The following is a 17,556-nucleotide window of genomic DNA, read 5'->3' as shown; positions in this document are numbered from 1 at the left end:
GTTGAATTGATGATTAATTATTTTCTAGTTAAATGAGGGGTCCATGGGTTTTTTATTGTTCTTGATTGTCTGTGCATTGACCGTTTTGGCATGGTTGGCAGCTATTGGGTCTGCAATACCTTATGGCGGCGGCGGCATGGGGCTTTTCCTGATTGCTGTGGCTATGACGATTCTTGTAATCGGGTGGGTTGGAGTGTGGATCATCGGAGGGATTTGGGGGGCTTTCACTGAGTCTCCTGTTTCTCAGCAGCCCGAAATACCACCTCTCGCTGTTGAGGAAAATCGGCGAAAAAATATTGATTAGAAAGGAAGGGATTGATTGTTAACACCACTGGTCTAAAGCGGCTACAGGCATGTTTGGCGCTCAAGAAAAGGGCGTTAGCTACTTACTACTGCCTAGGTGACAGTCGTTAAAACTTTTTCTTGGCAATCGCCGGTGATTGGAATGCGATTTGATTTTACAAATAGCTTTAGGCAATTTTTACTCACGAGGTGATGAGCGGCGCCTGTTTCAAGGTCTGGAAGAGATAATTGCAATACGCAGCGTGAGGGGCGTAGGTCGATATTTGTTGATTGATATCGGTATTTCTGCCCTTGACAAAGAGGCAATGTGTGAGTTGCTAGCCCTGCTTTGGCGCTATGAGATACCACTTGCCCCTTTACGCGCGCTCGCAGAAAAAAAGAAGTTGACTGGCTGAATGACTCGCAAGGCTATTGGCACAGCGCGATGTTTAAGAATCAGCTAATGCCCGAGATGAGTTCGGATGAAGAGCAATCCGAAAAAGCCCAACCAACACGGAAGTCGTAACAGCGAGGCGGCGGAAGGCAGCCTAAACAGCACGAAACCCATCTGATCGTTTATGTGGCAAATCAATTTGCCTTATGGCATTGGTGCTCCCGCAGCAGTGTTCAGAGCGATGCATGGCGGCAAGGCGTTAATTTCCTCTCCGTCCAACGCGGATGGAATCCATCCTCCTGGGCCGACGACTCGCCCTCGCCAGAGTTCGGACCAAACACATTCGATGCGCTATATTTTTAATAGCATCATGACCATGATTTTCTAAGGCATGAAGCCTATTCGGTCATAAGGAAAACCGCGGCGAAGATGGCTGGCAAGGCCCATTGGCGCGCAACGCGCATGCCTCGGTCGCCAGCGTTTTCTGGGCATCCAACACACCTTTCGGCAGCCCCTGGCCCGCCCCGCACCCCAATGTGAAGCCAGGGTAAAGTTCCTTCCCCCCCACCGCACTCCCCGCGAACGGCTGACCGACAGGGGTTTCATCTCGGCGCACAATGTCGCGTTCGCCAATCCGCATCCAACAATGACCCTCACGGAACTCAAATACATCGTCGCTGTGGCCCGGGAGAAGCACTTTGGCCGTGCGGCCGATGCTTGCTATGTGTCGCAGCCCACGCTGTCAGTGGCCATCAAGAAGCTGGAAGACGAGCTGGAGGTCAAACTTTTCGAGCGCAGCGCGGGCGAGGTGTCGGTCACCTCGCTGGGCGACGAGATCGTGCGCCAGGCGCAGAGCGTGCTGGAACAGGCCGCCGCCATCAAGGAAATCGCCAAGCGCGGCAAGGACCCGCTGGCCGGGGCGCTGACGCTGGGCGTGATCTACACGATCGGTCCCTACCTGCTGCCCGAGCTGGTGCGCCATGCCATCGCGCGCACGCCGCAGATGCCGCTCATGCTGCAGGAGAACTTCACCGTCAAGCTGCTGGAGATGCTGCGCACCGGCGAGATCGACTGCGCGATCATGGCCGAGCCGTTTCCCGACACGGGCCTGGCGATGGCGCCGCTGTACGACGAGCCGTTCATGGCGGCCGTGCCCAGCAGCCACCCGCTGGCCGAACAGAAATCCATTTCCGCCGCGCAGCTCAAGAGCGAGACCATGCTGCTGCTGGGCGCGGGCCACTGCTTTCGCGACCATGTGCTGGAGGTCTGCCCCGAGTTCGCGCGCTACGCGAGCAATGCCGAGGGCATCCGCCGCACGTTCGAGGGTTCATCGCTCGAGACGATCAAGCACATGGTGTCGGCCGGCATGGGCGTGACGCTGGTGCCGCGCCTGTCGGTGCCGCGCGATGCCCTGCACACGGGGTCGCGCCGGCGCAAGAGCGACGACACGCACATCCGCTACCTGCCGATCCAGGAGGCCGACGGCAGCCCGCCGCCCATGCGCCGCGTGGTGCTGGCCTGGCGCCGCAGCTTCACCCGCTACGAGGCCATCGCCGCGCTGCGCAACGCGATCTACGCCTGCGAGCTGCCGGGCATGACGCGCCTGTCCTGACCGCAGGCCAGCGGTCTCTTCCGCTTCTTTTTGCGGGCCTGGCGGCCCGGTGGTCGGCGCTGGCCGCCGCGCGCGCGGGCTGCCGGCTTCACCGAAACGCCTCGGGGCAGGGCTAAACTTCGCCCCGCGCGCGGCCGGTGGGTGGGCATCCTCCACCCCGGCCTGGCGCGGGCCGCGCCACATGCGGTCCGCGCGGGGCGCCGCGCTCTCCACAATCCCGAGGACATTCATGAAGAAGCTTTTGATGGCGGCCGGCCTGGCCCTGGGCCTTTCGGCCTGCTCCAGCGTGACCGCGCCGACCGACGCCGCGCCCCTGGCGGGCACGCTCAAGAAACCCGATCTGGACCGCCTGGTGGTCGCCGAGACGGGCGCGCCCAGCGGCGATTTCAGCGCGTTCCTCGAACGCGCGGTGCGCACCTACCCTGCGCTGGCGCCCAGCGTGAAGGCGTATGGGTCCAAGGCCACGCTGGCGGGCGACGACCTGGTGAACATCAGCCGCCTGCTGGGCCTGTACAACCGGCTGCACCACCACACGGCGGTGATCGACACGACCGCGAAGATGGTGGCCATTCCCACGGTGCGCTCGGACAAGGTGCCGCCGCACGAGGACCGGGCCATCATCGCCTTCGGCACGCTGGTCGAAGGCATGGCCAAGGATTTCGGCCTGCAGTACCGCAACGTGGACAACCGCATCTTCGAAGTGAAGCTGCCCGGCACGGGCACCGAAGAATTCGGCATCCTCACGCACGCCGACGTGGTGCCCGTGGTGGCCGACGAATGGGGGCTGGACGACGGCACCCGGCTGGATCCGTTCAAGCTCACGCGGGTGGGCGGCAACCTGTACGGCCGCGGCTCCATCGACGACAAGGGCTCCATCGCCGCGGTGCTGTACGCGATGAAGGCGGTCAAGGACAGCGGCCTGCCGATGGCCCGCACGATCCGCCTCATGGTCGAGACGACCGAAGAGACGGGCGGCGACGCGATGAAGTACTACCGCGCCAAGACCCAGCTGCCCGAGTACAACATCGTGCTGGACAGCAAGTACCCCGCCGTGGTGGCCGAAAAGGGCTCGGGCGCGCTGCGCGCCTCGTTCGCCCTGGCACCTGCCGCCGCCGTGCCGGCCGGTGCGGTCACCATCGCCGCGATGGCGGGCGCCGCCTCGGCCAACGCCGTGCCGCAAACGGCCACCGCGCGCCTCACGGGCGGTGATCTGGCCGCCGCGGCGCAGCGCCTGGGCGCGGCCCGCGAGGCCTTCATCGCCAAGTACGCGGGCCAGGGCGGCCCCTTCGCCATCGACATCGTCCAGGACGGCGCCGCGCTGACGGTCAAGGTCACGGGCACGTCGGCCCACGGCTCGCGCCCCGAAGAGGGCGTGAACCCGCTGCCGCGCCTGGCGCTGTTCCTGCAGGAGTCCGGCGTGCCGCTGGCGGCCAACGGCTATGCGGGCGCGGTGCGCTACATCGCCGACCTGTACGGCACCGATTACCTGGGCCGCACGATGGGCCTGGCGTACAGCGACGACTTCATGGGCCCACTCACGATGTCGCCCAACCTGGTGCGCGAGAAGGACGGCAAGGTCGATGTGCTGGTGAACGTGCGCATGCCGCGCGGCAGCACCGCCGACGTGCTGACGAAGGCCACCGCCGCGCGCATCCAGGCGTGGGGCGCGCAGGCCGGCGTGGCGGTCGAGGTGGACCACAGCCAGGGCGAGTGGATGGCGCGCGACCCCAAGGGCGCCTGGCTTTCCACGCTGCTCAACACCTTCGGCGACACCACGGGCCTGGAGGCCAAGCCCGTGCCCACGGCCGGCAGCACCACGGCCAAGCTGATGCCCAACGCGATCAACTTCGGCCCCGCGATGCCGGGCAAGAAGTACACGGCCCACAACGCGAAGGAATTCAAGGAAGTGGCCGACCTCGACGCCGACATGCAGATGTTCACCGAGATGCTGGTGCGCATCGGCAACCTGCCGCAGATGCAGTGACCCCGGGCGGCCGCTGGCTGCCCTGCATGCGCTAAAGTGTTTCAGGCGCCCGGGCGCCACGCCTCCCCGGCAGCGGCGGGGGCCCGCCCGGGCCGGCAAGATGGCAGCGGCAACGCAACGCAACGCAACGCATCGTTCAGTTCAGCACCCGAAGGAGTTCTCCATGGCCAAGACCCCCAAGACCCCCCTTGCCCGCGCCGGCGCCAGCGGCGCACCGCGCATCAACATCGGCATCAGCGACAAGGACCGCGCGGCCATCGCGCAAGGCCTGTCGCGCCTGCTGGCCGACACTTACACGCTGTACCTCACCACCCACAATTTCCACTGGAACGTGACGGGCCCGATGTTCAACACGCTGCACACCATGTTCATGGGGCAGTACACCGAGCTGTGGAACGCGGTGGACCCGGTGGCCGAGCGCATCCGCTCGCTGGGCCATGCGGCGCCGGGCTCGTACGCCCAGTTCGGCAAGCTCACCTCGCTGCCCGACGCGCCCACCGAGCCGCCCCACGCGCTGGAGATGGTGCGCATCCTGGTCGAGGGCCACGAGGCCGTCGCCCGCACGGCGCGCGAGCTGTTCCCGGTGGCCGACAAGGCCAGCGACGAACCCACGGCCGACCTGCTGACCCAGCGCCTGGCGGTGCACGAGCAGACCGCCTGGATGCTGCGCTCGCTCCTGGAGGAGTAAGCCGGCCGGGCCTTGCACGGCCCTGCCCAGCCAGCGCCCGCCCGCCCGTGCGGGCGTTTTCGTTTCCCGGGTCGCCTCTCTTTCTCTCTTTTTCTTTCCTCTCCTTTGTCCGCGCCATGCAGCTTTCCGCCCCCACGCCGTCGCGCCTGTCGCTCTACCTCGACCTGATCCGCTGGAGCCGCCCGGCCGGCTGGCTGCTGCTGCTGTGGCCCACGCTGTCGGCGCTGTGGGTCGCGGCAGGCGGATTCCCCGGCTGGCACCTGCTGGCCGTGTTCACGCTGGGCACCATCCTGATGCGCAGCGCGGGCTGCTGCGTGAACGACGTGGCCGACCGCCGGTTCGACCGGCACGTCAAGCGCACGGCGCAGCGGCCGGTGACCAGCGGCGCCGTCTCCCCGCGTGAGGCGCTGGCCGTGGGCGCGGTGCTGGCGCTCGTGGCCTTCGCGCTGGTGCTCACCACCAATGCCATCACCATCGCCTGGTCGGTGCCGGCGCTGGCGGTCACGGTGCTGTACCCGTTCACCAAGCGGTTCTTTTCCATGCCGCAGGCGGTGCTGGGCGTGGCCTTCAGCATGGGCATTCCGATGGCGTTCACCGCCGTGCGCGGCGAGGTGCCGTGGCTGGCGCTGTGGCTGGTGCTGGGCAACCTGTTCTGGGTGCTGGCCTACGACACCGAATACGCCATGGTGGACCGCGACGACGACCTGAAGATCGGCATGAAGACGTCGGCCATCACCCTGGGCCGCTTCGACGTGGCGGCCATCCTGGCGTTCTACCTGCTGCTGGTGGCGTTCTGGGGCGTTTCGCTGGCGCCGCTGGGGCTGGGCGCGGCGTTCTACCTCGCGATCGGCGTGGTGCTGGCCCAGGTGGCATGGCACTTCGCGCTGATCCGCCACCGCACGCGCGAGGGTTGCTTTCGGGCCTTCCGCGAGAACCACTGGATCGGGTTCACACTGTTCGCCGGCATCGCCGTGGGTTACGCGCTGCGGTAGTTTGCTATTGTTTTTATAGCGATATGCCCTAGTACTTATTGTGCTGGAGGGCGTTTTGGCTTGAAGCCGGCGGGGCGCCCGCCCGCGCTGGCGATCAGGCGCCGAACTCGTCGCCCAGTTCACGCGCCCGCGAACGCGCGGCCTCCAGGGCGCGCATGAAGCGCTGGGGCACTTCGTCCTGCTCCATCGACTGCAGGGCGGCGTAGGTGGTGCCGCCCTTGGAGGTGACGCGCTGGCGCAGCACCTCGGGCGGCTCGTCCGATCGGCGGGCCAGTTCGGAGGCGCCGGCGAAGGTGGCCACGGCCAGCTGGTGGGCCTGGGCGCGGCTCAGGCCCATGGCGGCGCCGGCCTCGGTCATGGCCTCCAGGAAGCGGAACACATAGGCCGGGCCCGAGCCCGAGAGGGCGGTGACGGCATCGAGCTGCGGCTCGTCGTCCACCCACAGGAATTCCCCCGTCGTCGCGATGATCCGCTCGATGGCCGCGCGCTCGTCGGCAGTCACCTGGGGGCGGGCGTAGAGGGCCGTCATGCCGCGGGCGATCAGCGCCGGGGTGTTGGGCATGGCGCGCACGATGCGTTCGCTGTCCAGCCACCGGGCGATGCTGTCCGAGCGGATGCCGGCGGCCACGCTCAGGTGCACGGCGCCGGCGGTGTGGGCGCGCGCCTGCCGGGCCGCTTCCTGGAAGGTCTGGGGCTTGACGGCCCACACCACGGTGCCGGCCCGGGCCAGCGCGGGGCCGGCCGCTTCGTGCGCCGTGATGCCGTGCTGCGAGAGCAGGGCGGCGCGGGCTTCGGCCCAGGGCTCGACCACTTCGATCTGCGCGGCCGGCACGCCCTGGCGGATCAGCCCGCCGATGATGGCGCTGGCCATGTTGCCTCCGCCGATGAAGGCGATGGCGGAGGAGTGCGAATCGGTCGCGGCGGGTGTGGCGTTCATGGCGGCGGTGGGCAGGTGGAGGCGAAGCGCAGGATGTTAGCGCCTGCGCTGTGGCCGGGGGCCGGGGCGGCGGTTTTCAGTCGAGCGAGGCCTGCCGCACGGCGTGCTCCCAGCGCGCCATGAGTTCGCGGGCGCGGGGGGCGCCCAGCGTGGGCATGAAGCGGCGCTCGGCGCGCCACAGGTCCGACAGCTCGTCGGTGCTGCGGTACACGCCGCTCGACAGGCCGGCCAGGTAGGCCGCGCCCAGCGCCGTGGTCTCGATCACCGCGGGCCGCACCACGGGAATGCCCAGCAGGTCGGCCTGGAATTGCATGAGCAGGTCGTTCACGCAGGCGCCGCCGTCCACGCGCAGCTCGCTCACCGGCGCGCCGCCGGCGGCCACGGCGTCGCGGCTCATGGCCTGCAGCAGCGCGGCGCTCTGGTAGGCGATGCTCTCCAGCGCCGCCCGCGCGATGTGGGCGAGCGTGGTGCCGCGCGTGAGGCCGGTGATGGTGCCGCGCGCGTCGGGCTTCCAGTAGGGCGCGCCCAGGCCGGTGAAGGCGGGCACCATCATCACGCCGCCCGAATCGGGCACGCTTTCGGCGAGCGACTGCACCTCGTTGCTGGCCGAGATGGCGCGCAGGCCGTCGCGCAGCCACTGCACCACGGCGCCGCCGACGAACACGCTGCCTTCCATGGCGAACTCGGGCGTGCTGCCGGCCAGGCTGAGCGAGGCCGCGCCGGGCGGCGCCGTGCCGATCTGGGCCGCGCTGGTGGTGAGCAGGCCGTTGGTGGAGGTCTGGAACTTCTGCCCCGTGTGCATCAGCATGAAGCAGCCGGTGCCGTAGGTGTTCTTGGCCATGCCGGCCTTGAAGCAGGCCTGGCCGAACAGCGCGCTCTGCTGGTCGCCGGCCACGCCGCCGATGGGCAGGGCGCTGCCCAGCAGCTCGGGGTGGGTGTCGCCGAAGTGGGCGCTGGAGGGGCGCACCTCGGGCATGAGGGCGCGCGGGATCTGCAGCAGCTCCAGCAGTTCGTCGTCCCACTGGTTGGTGCGCACATTGAAGAGCATGGTGCGCGCGGCGTTGCTCACGTCGGTCACGTGCACCTGGCCTTGCGTGAGCTGCCAGATGAGCCAGCTGTCCACGGTGCCGAAGGCCAGTTCGCCGCGCTCGGCCTGGGCGCGCGCGCCGGGCACGTGGTCCAGCAGCCAGCGCAGCTTGGTGCCCGAGAAATACGCATCGATCAGCAGGCCGGTCTTGGCCTGGATGGTGTCGGCCAGGCCGCGCTCGCGCAGCTCGGCGCACAGCGGCTCGGCGCGGCGGTCCTGCCAGACGATGGCGTGGTGCACGGGCTCGCCGGTGCGCCGGTTCCACAGCACCGTGGTCTCGCGCTGGTTGGTGATGCCCAGCGCCCGCACGTCGCCGGCCTTCAGATTCGCCTGGGCCAGGGCCTGCCGCGCGGTGGCCAGCTGGGTGCGCCAGATCTCGCGCGGGTCGTGCTCCACCCAGCCGGGCTGCGGGTAGATCTGCGGCAGCTCCAGCTGTGCCTGCGCGACGATGTGGCCGCGCTCGTCGAACACGATGCTGCGGGAACTGGAGGTGCCTTGGTCGAGGGCGAGCAGATAGGTCATGGTGGATTCTGGAAGAAGAGGACCGGCGGGGTGCCGCGGGACGGTGGGGGCGTCATCCAGCGACGGTGCAGTCCACGCCGGCATCGCGCAGCAGCGCGGGAAAGGGCTCGGGTGGCGGCGCATCGGTGAACAGCCGGCCGATCTGCGCCAGCGTGGCGGCCTGCACCATCGCCGCGCGGCTGAACTTGCTGTGGTCGGCGGCCAGCCAGACCTCGCGGGCCTGGGCGATGATGGTCTGCGCCACCTTCACCTCGCGGTAGTCGAAGTCGCGCAGCGTACCGTCCGACTCGATGCCGGAGATGCCGATGAGCGCGATGTCCACCCGGAACTGGCGGATGAAATCCACCGCAGCTTCGCCCACGATGCCGCGGTCGCGCGAACGCACCACGCCGCCGGCCACGATGACTTCGAAGTCGGGCTTGCCGCTCAGGATGGCGGCCACGTTCAGGTTGTTGGTGATGACGCGCAGGCCGCGGTGGTGCATGAGCGCGCGGGCGATGGCTTCGGTGGTGGTGCCGATGTTGAGGATCAGCGAGCAGTCGTTGGGCACCTGGGCCGCCACGGCACGCGCGATGCGGGCCTTGCCGTCGGCATGCAGCGTTTCGCGCTGCGTATGGCCGAGATTCTCCACGGTGGAGGTCGGCACCCGCACGCCGCCGTGGAACCGCCGCACCAGCCCCAGTTCGGCCAGCCGCTGCACGTCGCGCCGCACCGTCTGCAGCGTCACGCCCAAGGTGTCGGCCAGCTCCTCCACGGTGGCGGATTGGCGGGAGCGGACCTCTTCGAGCAGGCGCAGTTGGCGGGGGTTGGTGTTCACGGAAAGGATTCGGGTGGCGAAGCGAAATCGAAAAGAAATGACAGCGCAGGGTCCGCAGCGGGACTGCCTGACTTTAAAGCGAACCAAAACGAACCGTTCCAGGGTAAACCTTGATGGGAAACGATCAAGAAGCAACAATCCCGATCCGGATCGAACGCCGAGGCAGAGGGCGCCGCGGTCGGTGCCCCGCAAGGTTTTCGGTGGCTCCGGACGAAAAAAATCCCCCTTGCGGGGGATTTGTCTCGGCGGCCAAAGGCTTCTCTTGGAAGACTGCGGAGCGCGTCAGAACCGGTGGCGAATCGACACGGCGATGCTGTTCACGTCCTTGCCTGGGGAGGCCGCCACGCCTCCGATGAAACCGTTGCCACCCAGAAAGTCCTGCGAAGTGTTCTTGTTTTCCAGGTGCGTCAGCACGGCGCTCACGTCGGTGCGCTTGGACAGCGCGTAGGTGTATGCCGCGCCGTAGGAGTAGCGGTCGGCATTGAACGGGCGCTTGTCGTTCATGTTGTTGTAGGCCACGGTCACCGTGTGCACGCCGCTGGTGATGCGGTAGCCGACCTGGAACAGGCGGGCGTCCTGCTTGAAGCCCTGGATGAACGCGTTCTGCACCAGGCCCGCCACCGGCGCCGTGGCCGGGTTGGCCGACAGGCTCGCGGCGATGGTGGACAGGTCGCTCGGGTGATCGTCCTTGATGACGGCGTACTGGCCGGACAGCGTGCCCGGGCCGATGTCCAGCGTGGCACCCATGATGCCGGTGGTGAGCGACTTTTCGCCCAGTTCGTTGTTGCGGGTGTTGTAGCCGCCGCCGAACGAATAGCCGTCGCCCTTGTAGATCGCCATGATGCCCAGCAGGCGCCGCGCGCTCGGCTTGCCCGCCACCTCGCCGGCGGCGTACATGGCGGTGGCGGTGAGGCCGTCCTTTTGCAGGGCGTACTGGATCGAGTTGCTGACCCGGATGTCGAACGAGTTCGGGATCGCCACCAGTTGTCCCAGGGACAGGCTGGACTCGGTCTTCATCGCATCGAAGTTGCCGGTGGCCAGGTAGCCGGGCGTGTACTGGCGGCCGAACGTGAAGGCGCCGAACGGGGTCACCAGACCGCTGAATATCTGGCGGTCGAAGAAGGTTTTGTTCAGGTTGACGCCGATGTTGGAGCCGATCTGATTGGCCACGGCGGTCACCGCGGGCTGCAGGGCAGCGGGCAGGCCCAGCGAGGTGGCCGTGCTCAGCCGGTCGGGCAACTGGCCCAGGGACACGGGGCGGTTGCTGGTGTCGCCGGTATCGGCCTCGATCCGCGCTTCCATGGTGAAGATCGCGCGGTAGCCACCGCCCAGGTCTTCGTTGCCCTTGAAGCCCAGGCGCGAGCCTTCCATGTTGCCGCTGATCAGCCGGGTCTGGTTGCCGCCGGGGCCGCCGGTCACATGGCTGACGCCCAGGTCCACGATGCCGTACATGTTGAGGCTGCTGCTGCCCGCCATGCCCGACGTGCTTTGTGCCATGGCGACCGACGATAGACAGGTAAGAACAGCCACCGACAGCACACGCATTTTGTTCATGACATCTCCCAGATACGAAATTGGACGGGAGCGCCGCCGACACCGCCGACGCTCGTGAATGAAGCCCGAGACTAGGGGCAATGTTTCAAGCGGTAAAGGGTGTGAATACCGAGCAGGGCGTTTGCGACACAGGGGAAAACCCGGAACCTCCAGAGGACGGAGTGCGCTGGAGACGCTGTTTTTTGGCCATCGCCCTCGCTGCAGACGTCTTTGGCCGCACGGCGCGCTGACGGTGGGGCGGGGCGCGCCACTGGCGCCAAGCGAACGAAAACGAATCAATCAAGGGTAAACCTTGATTCAAAACGATCACAAAACAACAAAAATGATCGCAATCGAACAACGAAGACTTGGCCGTGCGCGCTCTGCGCTGCGGCTTGGGTCGCAGAAATGGGGTAGCTGCATGCAGCTGGCACTTGAGAGCATCAACAAGCGGGTAGGGGCCCAGACCTGGCTGCATGGCATGGACATGGCGCTGCAAAGCGGCGCGGTGACCGTTCTGCTGGGCGCCACGCAGGCGGGAAAGACCAGCCTGATGCGCATCATGGCGGGGCTGGACAAGCCGACCGAAGGCACGGTGCGCGTGGATGGTGTGGACGTGACCGGCGTGCCCGTGCGCGAGCGCAACGTGGCCATGGTGTACCAGCAGTTCATCAACTACCCCTCCATGACGGTGGCCGACAACATCGCCTCGCCGCTCAAGCTGCGGGGCGACAAAGGCATCGCCGAGCGCGTGCGCGCCTTGGCCGAGCGGCTGCACATCGACATGTTCCTGAACCGCTACCCGGCCGAGCTGTCGGGCGGGCAGCAGCAGCGCGTGGCGCTGGCCCGGGCCCTGGCCAAGGGCGCGCCGCTGATGCTGCTGGACGAGCCCCTGGTCAACCTCGACTACAAGCTGCGCGAGGAACTGCGCGACGAACTGACCCAGCTGTTCGCGGCCGGCGACTCCACCGTGGTCTATGCCACCACCGAGCCGGGCGAGGCCCTGCTGCTGGGCGGCTATACCGCCGTGCTGCACGAGGGCGAACTGCTGCAGTACGGCCCCACGGCCGAAGTCTTCCATGCCCCGAGCTCGCTGCGCGTGGCCCGCGCCTTCAGCGACCCACCGATGAATCTGATCGCCGCCGATGCGGCCGCGGGCGGCGTGCGCATGGCCGGTGGCGGCCTGCTGGCGCTGCCGCAGGGTTTGCCGGCGGGCAGCGCCGCGACGGGCCTGACCGTCGGCGTGCGGGCGAGTGCCCTGCGTCTGCAGGCACGCCCCGGCGACGTGGCGGTGGCCGGCACGGTGGAGCTGGCCGAAATCTCGGGCTCGGACACCTTCGTGCATGCGCACACGCCCTGGGGCGAACTCGTGGCGCAGGTCACGGGCGTGCACTACTTCGACCTGGGTGCGGCCATCACGCTGCACCTGGCACCGGGCGAAGCCTATGTCTTCGGCGCCGACGGCGCCTTGCTGCTGGCGCCCGCGCGCCGGGGAGGGCGCTGAGATGGCGCGCATCAATCTGGACCTGGCGCACGCCTACAAGCCCAACCCCCAGCAGGACAGCGACTACGCGCTGCTGCCGCTGTCGATGGAGTTCCGCGACGGCGGCGCCTATGCCTTGCTGGGCCCCTCGGGCTGCGGCAAGACGACCATGCTCAACATCATGTCGGGCCTGCTCGTGCCCTCGCAGGGGCGCGTGCTGTTCGACGGCAAGGACGTCACCCACGCGAGCCCGCAGGAGCGCAACATCGCCCAGGTGTTCCAGTTCCCGGTGATCTACGACACCATGACGGTGGCCGAGAACCTCGCCTTTCCGCTCAAGAACCGCAAGGTGCCCGAGGCCCAGATCCGCCAGCGCGTCGGCCAGATCGCCGAGATGCTGGACATGAGCGGGCAGCTCGACCAGCGCGCCTCGGGCCTGGCCGCCGATGCCAAGCAGAAGATCTCGCTCGGGCGCGGCCTGGTGCGCTCCGACGTGGCGGCCGTGCTCTTCGACGAGCCGCTCACGGTGATCGATCCGCACCTCAAGTGGCAGCTTCGCCGCAAGCTCAAGCAGATCCACCACGAGCTCAAGCTGACCCTGATCTACGTGACCCACGACCAGGTGGAGGCGCTGACCTTCGCCGAAGAGGTGGTGGTGATGACGCGCGGGCGCGCCGTGCAGGTGGGCGCGGCCGATGCGCTGTTCGAGCGGCCGCAGCACGTGTTCGTGGGCCACTTCATCGGCTCGCCGGGCATGAACTTCCTGCCCGCGCAGGGCGAGTCGGACGCGATCGTGGTCGCGGGCCACCGCCTGGCGCGGCCCGCGGGCAAGGCCCTGCCGGCCGGCGCGCTGCAGGTGGGCGTGCGCCCCGAGTACCTGGCCATCGCCGCGGCAGGGCAGCCCGGCGCGCTGCCCTGCACGGTGGAGAAGGTGCAGGACATCGGCACCTACTTCCTGCTCACGGCCCGCGTGGGCGAGCACACGCTCAAGGCCCGCCTGGGCACGGGCGAGGCGGTGCCTTCGGCGGGTGACACGGTCTGGCTGCAGGTGCTGGGGCGCCACACCTGCTTCTACCAAAACGAGGAACTGCTGGCATGAGCACCACGACCAAACCGGTGAACCAGAAGGCCTGGTTCCTGATCCTGCCCGTCATCCTGTGCGTGGCCTTCTCGGCCATCCTGCCGCTGATGACCGTGGTGAACTACTCGGTGCAGGACATCATCTCGCCCGAGCGGCGCGTGTTCGTCGGCACCGAATGGTTCGCCGCCGTGATGCGCGACGAAGAGCTGCACGCGGCCCTGTGGCGCCAGATCACGTTCTCGCTCGCCGTGCTGGCGGTGGAGATCCCGCTGGGCATCTGCCTGGCGCTGTCCATGCCCGCGCAGGGCTGGAAGTCCTCCGCCGTGCTGGTGACGGTGGCGCTGTCGCTGCTGATCCCTTGGAACGTGGTGGGCACCATCTGGCAGATCTATGGCCGCGCCGACATCGGCCTGCTGGGCGCCGCGCTGCAGTACATCGGCATCGACTACAGCTACACCGGCAACGCCACGCAGGCCTGGCTCACCGTGCTGGTGATGGACGTGTGGCACTGGACGCCGCTGGTGGCGCTGCTGTGCTTCGCCGGTCTGCGCTCGATCCCCGACGCCTATTACCAGGCCGCGCGCATCGACGGCGCGAGCAAGTTCGCCGTGTTCCGCTACATCCAGCTGCCCAAGATGCGCGGCGTGCTGATGATCGCGGTGCTGCTGCGCTTCATGGACAGCTTCATGATCTACACCGAGCCCTTCGTGCTCACCGGCGGCGGGCCGGGCAATGCCACCACCTTCCTCAGCCAGTACCTCACGCAGAAGGCCGTGGGCCAGTTCGACCTGGGCCCGGCGGCGGCGTTCTCGCTGATCTACTTCCTCATCATCCTGCTGCTGTGCTTCATCCTCTACAACTGGATGCAGCGCGTGGGCACCGACGCACAGACCGGAGCCGGCCATGAATGAAAAGCGCTTTCGCAAGCGGAGCCTCTTCCTTGCGGCCTACATCGTCTTCGCGTTGCTGCCCATCTACTGGATGGTCAACATGAGCTTCAAGACGAACGCGGAGATCCTCTCCACGTTCTCGTTCTTTCCCCAGCACTTCACCTGGGACAACTACAAGACCATCTTCACCGACGAGTCCTGGTATTCGGGCTACATCAACAGCCTGATCTACGTGGCCATCAACACGGTGATCTCGCTCACCGTGGCGCTGCCGGCGGCCTATGCGTTCTCGCGCTACCAGTTCCTGGGCGACAAGCACGTGTTCTTCTGGCTGCTGACCAATCGCATGACGCCGCCCGCGGTGTTCCTGCTGCCGTTCTTCCAGCTCTACACGACCGTGGGGCTGATGGACACGCACATCGCCGTGGCGCTGGCCCACCTGCTGTTCAACGTGCCCCTGGCGGTGTGGATCCTGGAAGGCTTCATGACCGGCATCCCGCGGGAGATCGACGAGACGGCCTACATCGACGGCTACAGCTTCCCGCGCTTTTTCCTGACCATCTTCCTGCCGCTCATCAAGGCCGGCGTGGGCGTGGCGGCGTTCTTCTGCTTCATGTTCAGCTGGGTCGAGTTGCTGTTGGCGCGCACGCTCACCAGCGTGAACGCCAAGCCCATCGTGGCGACGATGACGCGCACCGTGAGCGCCTCCGGCATGGACTGGGCCACCCTGGCCGCGGCCGGCGTGCTCACCATCGTGCCGGGTGCCATCGTCATCTGGTTCGTGCGGCACTACATCGCGAAGGGTTTCGCGATGGGCCGGGTTTGACGTGTGAAGGGAGCACAACCATGAATCACACACTTTCACCGCAGAGCGCGCGATGCGTCCAACGCCAGCGGCAGCCGTGGAGCGGGCCTTGCCCGGCCACCCGCTGCGTCCCCCTCAGGGTACGTGCCGCAGGCGCTCACGGGGGTACCCATGTTTGAGTGGATGGCCTGGACCACGCCGGTGGCCGTTTTCTTCCTGTGCATCGTGCTCATGCTGGCCGGCATGACGGTGTGGGAAATCAAGTCCCCCACCCTGCTCCGGCGTGGCTGGCTGCCGCTGGCGACGACGCGCGGCGACCGCCTCTTCATCGGCCTGCTGGCCGCCGCCTATGTGAACCTGGCCTTCGTGGGCATCAGCGGGCATCTGGTGCAGTGGTTCTCGCTGTCGGCCGAGCCGTCGATCTGGATCAGCTTCGTGCTGTCGATGGCCTTGCTGGTGCTGATCCTGCGCAAGGGCTGACGGCCCGGCTGCCGGGAGTTTTTTCTGCCGCCGGTCCGACCCATCCCCCGGACCCGGCGGCCGCTGGAATGCAAAGGGGAGTCGATTCAACTGACTATCAGGAGACAAGCACTATGAAGATGCAGTATTCGGCGCTGGCGTTGGCCGTCGCGGTCCTGGCCGGCAACACGGCCATGGCGGGCGAGGCGGAAGCCAAGAAGTGGGTGGACAGCGAATTCCAGCCGTCCACGCTGGCCAAGGACCAGCAACTGGCCGAGATGAAGTGGTTCATCGACGCGGCCAAGAAGCTGCAGGCCAAGGGCGTGAAGGAAATCTCGGTGGTGTCGGAAACCCTGACCACGCACGAGTACGAGTCCAAGACGCTGGCCAAGGCCTTCGAGGAGATCACCGGCATCAAGGTCAAGCACGACCTGATCCAGGAAGGCGACGTGGTCGAGAAGCTGCAGACCTCGATGCAGTCGGGCAAGTCGATCTACGACGGCTGGATCAGCGACTCCGACCTGATCGGCACGCACTACCGCTACGGCAAGATGATGAACCTGACCGACTACATGTCGGGCGCCGGCAAGGAGTTCACCAACCCCGGGCTGGACTTGAAGGACTTCATCGGCACCAAATTCACCACCGCGCCGGACGGCAAGCTCTACCAGCTGCCCGACCAGCAGTTCGCCAACCTGTACTGGTTCCGCGCCGACCTGTTCGAGCGCAAGGACTTGAAGGACAAGTTCAAGGCCAAGTACGGCTACGACCTGGGCGTGCCGCTGAACTGGAGCGCCTACGAAGACATCGCCGAATTCTTCAGCAATGACGTGAAGACCATCGACGGCAAGGCCATCTACGGCCACATGGACTACGGCAAGAAGGACCCCTCGCTCGGCTGGCGCTTCACCGACGCCTGGCTGTCCATGGCGGGCTCGGCCGACATCGGCACGCCCAATGGCCTGCCCATCGACGAATGGGGCATCCGCGTGGCGGCGGACAAGTGCACGCCCGTGGGCGCCTCGGTGTCCCGCGGCGGTGCAACCAACTCGCCCGCGGCCGTGTACGCGCTCACCAAGTACGTGGACTGGATGAAGAAGTACGCGCCCAAGGAAGCCATGGGCATGACCTTCGGCGAATCCGGCCCCGTGCCCGCGCAAGGCCAGATCGCCCAGCAGATCTTCTGGTACACCGCCTTCACCGCCGACATGGTCAAGCCCGGCCTGCCCGTGGTGAACGCCGACGGCACGCCCAAGTGGCGCATGGCGCCCGGCCCCAACGGCCCGTACTGGAAGCCCGGCATGCAGAACGGCTACCAGGACGTGGGATCGTGGTCGTTCTTCAACGGCCATGACGCCAACAAGACGGCCGCTGCCTGGCTCTACGCCCAGTTCGTGACCGCCAAGACCGTCTCGCTCAAGAAGACCATCGTGGGCCTGACGCCCATCCGCGAGAGCGACATCCAGTCCAAGGCCATGACCGACATGGCGCCCAAGCTCGGCGGCCTGGTCGAGTTCTACCGCAGCCCGGCCCGCGTGGCCTGGTCGCCCACCGGCACCAACGTGCCCGACTACCCCAAGCTGGCGCAGTTGTGGTGGAAGAACGTGGCCCAGGCCGTCACGGGCGAGAAGACCCCACAGGGCGCCATGGACACGCTGGCCGACGAGATGGACCAGGTCATGGCCCGCCTGGAGCGCGCCGGCATGGCCCACTGCGCACCCAAGCTCAATCCCAAGGGCGATCCTGCCAAGTGGCTGAGCGACAAGGCCGCCCCCTGGGCCAAGCTGGCCAATGAAAAGCCCAAGGGCGAAACCATTGCCTACGACCGCCTGCTGCAGGCCTGGAAGGACGGCAAGGTGCGCTGACCCGGCAGGATGGGCCGGCGCCCACGCACCGCCGGCCTGATTTGCCCACCTCCCGCCCTCGTCCTTGTCTGCAAGGGCCTGGGCGGATTTGTTTTTTGCGGTGAATCAAGGGTTAACCCTTGGTT

15 protein-coding genes are annotated in these 17,556 nt (G+C 66.9%); 11 read left to right on the top strand and 4 right to left on the bottom strand.

The annotated features are described in order from the left end of the window. Positions 1-43 precede the first annotated feature (43 nt). The 5 genes from R1Z03_RS20630 to ubiA all read left to right on the top strand — a co-directional run bounded on the left by R1Z03_RS20630 (position 44) and on the right by ubiA (position 5,952). Positions 44-304 (top strand): hypothetical protein, encoded by a 261-nt coding sequence (locus tag R1Z03_RS20630; RefSeq protein WP_317354606.1) that lies wholly within the window; start codon positions 44-46, stop codon positions 302-304. Positions 305-1,322: 1,018 nt separating this feature from the next. Then, complete coding sequence (locus R1Z03_RS20625) at positions 1,323-2,288, top strand: LysR substrate-binding domain-containing protein (protein WP_272566898.1); 966 nt, start codon at positions 1,323-1,325, stop codon at positions 2,286-2,288. Positions 2,289-2,517: 229 nt separating this feature from the next. Then, complete coding sequence (locus R1Z03_RS20620) at positions 2,518-4,272, top strand: dipeptidase (protein WP_317354603.1); 1,755 nt, start codon at positions 2,518-2,520, stop codon at positions 4,270-4,272. A 163-nt stretch (positions 4,273-4,435) separates the two neighbouring features. Beyond that, on the top strand, positions 4,436-4,960 hold the full coding sequence (locus R1Z03_RS20615) for a Dps family protein (protein ID WP_284394159.1): 525 nt from the start codon (positions 4,436-4,438) through the stop codon (positions 4,958-4,960). 116 nt (positions 4,961-5,076) lie between these two features. Continuing rightward, the gene (ubiA, locus tag R1Z03_RS20610; RefSeq protein WP_317354601.1) at positions 5,077-5,952 is read left to right on the top strand and encodes a 4-hydroxybenzoate octaprenyltransferase; all 876 of its coding nucleotides are present in this window, start codon (positions 5,077-5,079) and stop codon (positions 5,950-5,952) included. 94 nt (positions 5,953-6,046) lie between these two features. On the opposite strand, the gene proC is transcribed toward ubiA, so the two are convergent. The 4 genes from proC to R1Z03_RS20590 form a co-directional block, all read right to left on the bottom strand. Next, entirely contained in the window at positions 6,047-6,889 is an 843-nt protein-coding gene (gene proC, locus R1Z03_RS20605) for a pyrroline-5-carboxylate reductase (protein WP_317354599.1), read from the bottom strand. Positions 6,890-6,965: 76 nt separating this feature from the next. Continuing rightward, positions 6,966-8,498: a glycerol kinase GlpK gene (glpK, locus tag R1Z03_RS20600; RefSeq protein ID WP_284394154.1), complete on the bottom strand. Its 1,533-nt coding sequence runs from the start codon at positions 8,496-8,498 to the stop codon at positions 6,966-6,968. A 52-nt stretch (positions 8,499-8,550) separates the two neighbouring features. Then, the gene (locus R1Z03_RS20595) at positions 8,551-9,315 is read right to left on the bottom strand and encodes a DeoR/GlpR family DNA-binding transcription regulator (protein WP_284394152.1); all 765 of its coding nucleotides are present in this window, start codon (positions 9,313-9,315) and stop codon (positions 8,551-8,553) included. Positions 9,316-9,597: 282 nt separating this feature from the next. Beyond that, entirely contained in the window at positions 9,598-10,869 is a 1,272-nt protein-coding gene (locus tag R1Z03_RS20590; RefSeq protein ID WP_317354593.1) for a porin, read from the bottom strand. Between the two features lie 400 nt (positions 10,870-11,269). On the opposite strand from R1Z03_RS20590, the gene R1Z03_RS20585 reads away from it, so the two are divergent. The 6 genes from R1Z03_RS20585 to R1Z03_RS20560 all read left to right on the top strand — a co-directional run bounded on the left by R1Z03_RS20585 (position 11,270) and on the right by R1Z03_RS20560 (position 17,431). Further along, a complete protein-coding gene (locus R1Z03_RS20585) occupies positions 11,270-12,352 on the top strand; it encodes an ABC transporter ATP-binding protein (protein WP_317354590.1) in 1,083 nt (360 codons plus the stop codon). Between the two features lies 1 nt (position 12,353). Continuing rightward, entirely contained in the window at positions 12,354-13,430 is a 1,077-nt protein-coding gene (locus R1Z03_RS20580; protein ID WP_317354587.1) for an ABC transporter ATP-binding protein, read from the top strand. Continuing rightward, the gene (locus R1Z03_RS20575) at positions 13,427-14,323 is read left to right on the top strand and encodes a carbohydrate ABC transporter permease (protein ID WP_272549419.1); all 897 of its coding nucleotides are present in this window, start codon (positions 13,427-13,429) and stop codon (positions 14,321-14,323) included. The genes R1Z03_RS20580 and R1Z03_RS20575 overlap by 4 nt, the downstream gene beginning before the upstream one ends. After that, the gene (locus tag R1Z03_RS20570; protein ID WP_272549418.1) at positions 14,316-15,128 is read left to right on the top strand and encodes a carbohydrate ABC transporter permease; all 813 of its coding nucleotides are present in this window, start codon (positions 14,316-14,318) and stop codon (positions 15,126-15,128) included. The genes R1Z03_RS20575 and R1Z03_RS20570 overlap by 8 nt, the downstream gene beginning before the upstream one ends. 150 nt (positions 15,129-15,278) lie before the next feature. After that, complete coding sequence (locus R1Z03_RS20565; RefSeq protein WP_284413575.1) at positions 15,279-15,587, top strand: DUF2160 domain-containing protein; 309 nt, start codon at positions 15,279-15,281, stop codon at positions 15,585-15,587. 113 nt (positions 15,588-15,700) lie between these two features. Next, on the top strand, positions 15,701-17,431 hold the full coding sequence (locus R1Z03_RS20560; RefSeq protein WP_317354582.1) for an ABC transporter substrate-binding protein: 1,731 nt from the start codon (positions 15,701-15,703) through the stop codon (positions 17,429-17,431). Positions 17,432-17,556 lie beyond the last annotated feature (125 nt).

The organism is Acidovorax sp. BLS4, from assembly GCF_032929295.1.
In the GTDB taxonomy this organism is placed as follows: domain Bacteria; phylum Pseudomonadota; class Gammaproteobacteria; order Burkholderiales; family Burkholderiaceae_C; genus Paracidovorax.
Note: the sequence above shows the minus strand (reverse complement) of the source record. Positions and strands in the feature narration are given on the sequence as shown.

Excerpts from the sequence above, each read along its gene's own strand:
- R1Z03_RS20580 (WP_317354587.1), top strand. The coding sequence starts at position 12,354 with ATGGCGCGCATCAATCTGGACCTGGCGCACGCCTACAAGCCCAACCCC.
- R1Z03_RS20565 (WP_284413575.1), top strand. The coding sequence starts at position 15,279 with ATGTTTGAGTGGATGGCCTGGACCACGCCGGTGGCCGTTTTCTTCCTG.
- R1Z03_RS20590 (WP_317354593.1), bottom strand. The coding sequence starts at position 10,869 with ATGAACAAAATGCGTGTGCTGTCGGTGGCTGTTCTTACCTGTCTATCG.
- R1Z03_RS20620 (WP_317354603.1), top strand. The coding sequence starts at position 2,518 with ATGAAGAAGCTTTTGATGGCGGCCGGCCTGGCCCTGGGCCTTTCGGCC.
- ubiA (WP_317354601.1), top strand. The coding sequence starts at position 5,077 with ATGCAGCTTTCCGCCCCCACGCCGTCGCGCCTGTCGCTCTACCTCGAC.
- R1Z03_RS20575 (WP_272549419.1), top strand. The coding sequence starts at position 13,427 with ATGAGCACCACGACCAAACCGGTGAACCAGAAGGCCTGGTTCCTGATC.
- R1Z03_RS20630 (WP_317354606.1), top strand. The coding sequence starts at position 44 with ATGGGTTTTTTATTGTTCTTGATTGTCTGTGCATTGACCGTTTTGGCA.
- R1Z03_RS20560 (WP_317354582.1), top strand. The coding sequence starts at position 15,701 with ATGAAGATGCAGTATTCGGCGCTGGCGTTGGCCGTCGCGGTCCTGGCC.
- glpK (WP_284394154.1), bottom strand. The coding sequence starts at position 8,498 with ATGACCTATCTGCTCGCCCTCGACCAAGGCACCTCCAGTTCCCGCAGC.
- R1Z03_RS20615 (WP_284394159.1), top strand. The coding sequence starts at position 4,436 with ATGGCCAAGACCCCCAAGACCCCCCTTGCCCGCGCCGGCGCCAGCGGC.
- R1Z03_RS20585 (WP_317354590.1), top strand. The coding sequence starts at position 11,270 with ATGCAGCTGGCACTTGAGAGCATCAACAAGCGGGTAGGGGCCCAGACC.
- proC (WP_317354599.1), bottom strand. The coding sequence starts at position 6,889 with ATGAACGCCACACCCGCCGCGACCGATTCGCACTCCTCCGCCATCGCC.
- R1Z03_RS20570 (WP_272549418.1), top strand. The coding sequence starts at position 14,316 with ATGAATGAAAAGCGCTTTCGCAAGCGGAGCCTCTTCCTTGCGGCCTAC.
- R1Z03_RS20625 (WP_272566898.1), top strand. The coding sequence starts at position 1,323 with ATGACCCTCACGGAACTCAAATACATCGTCGCTGTGGCCCGGGAGAAG.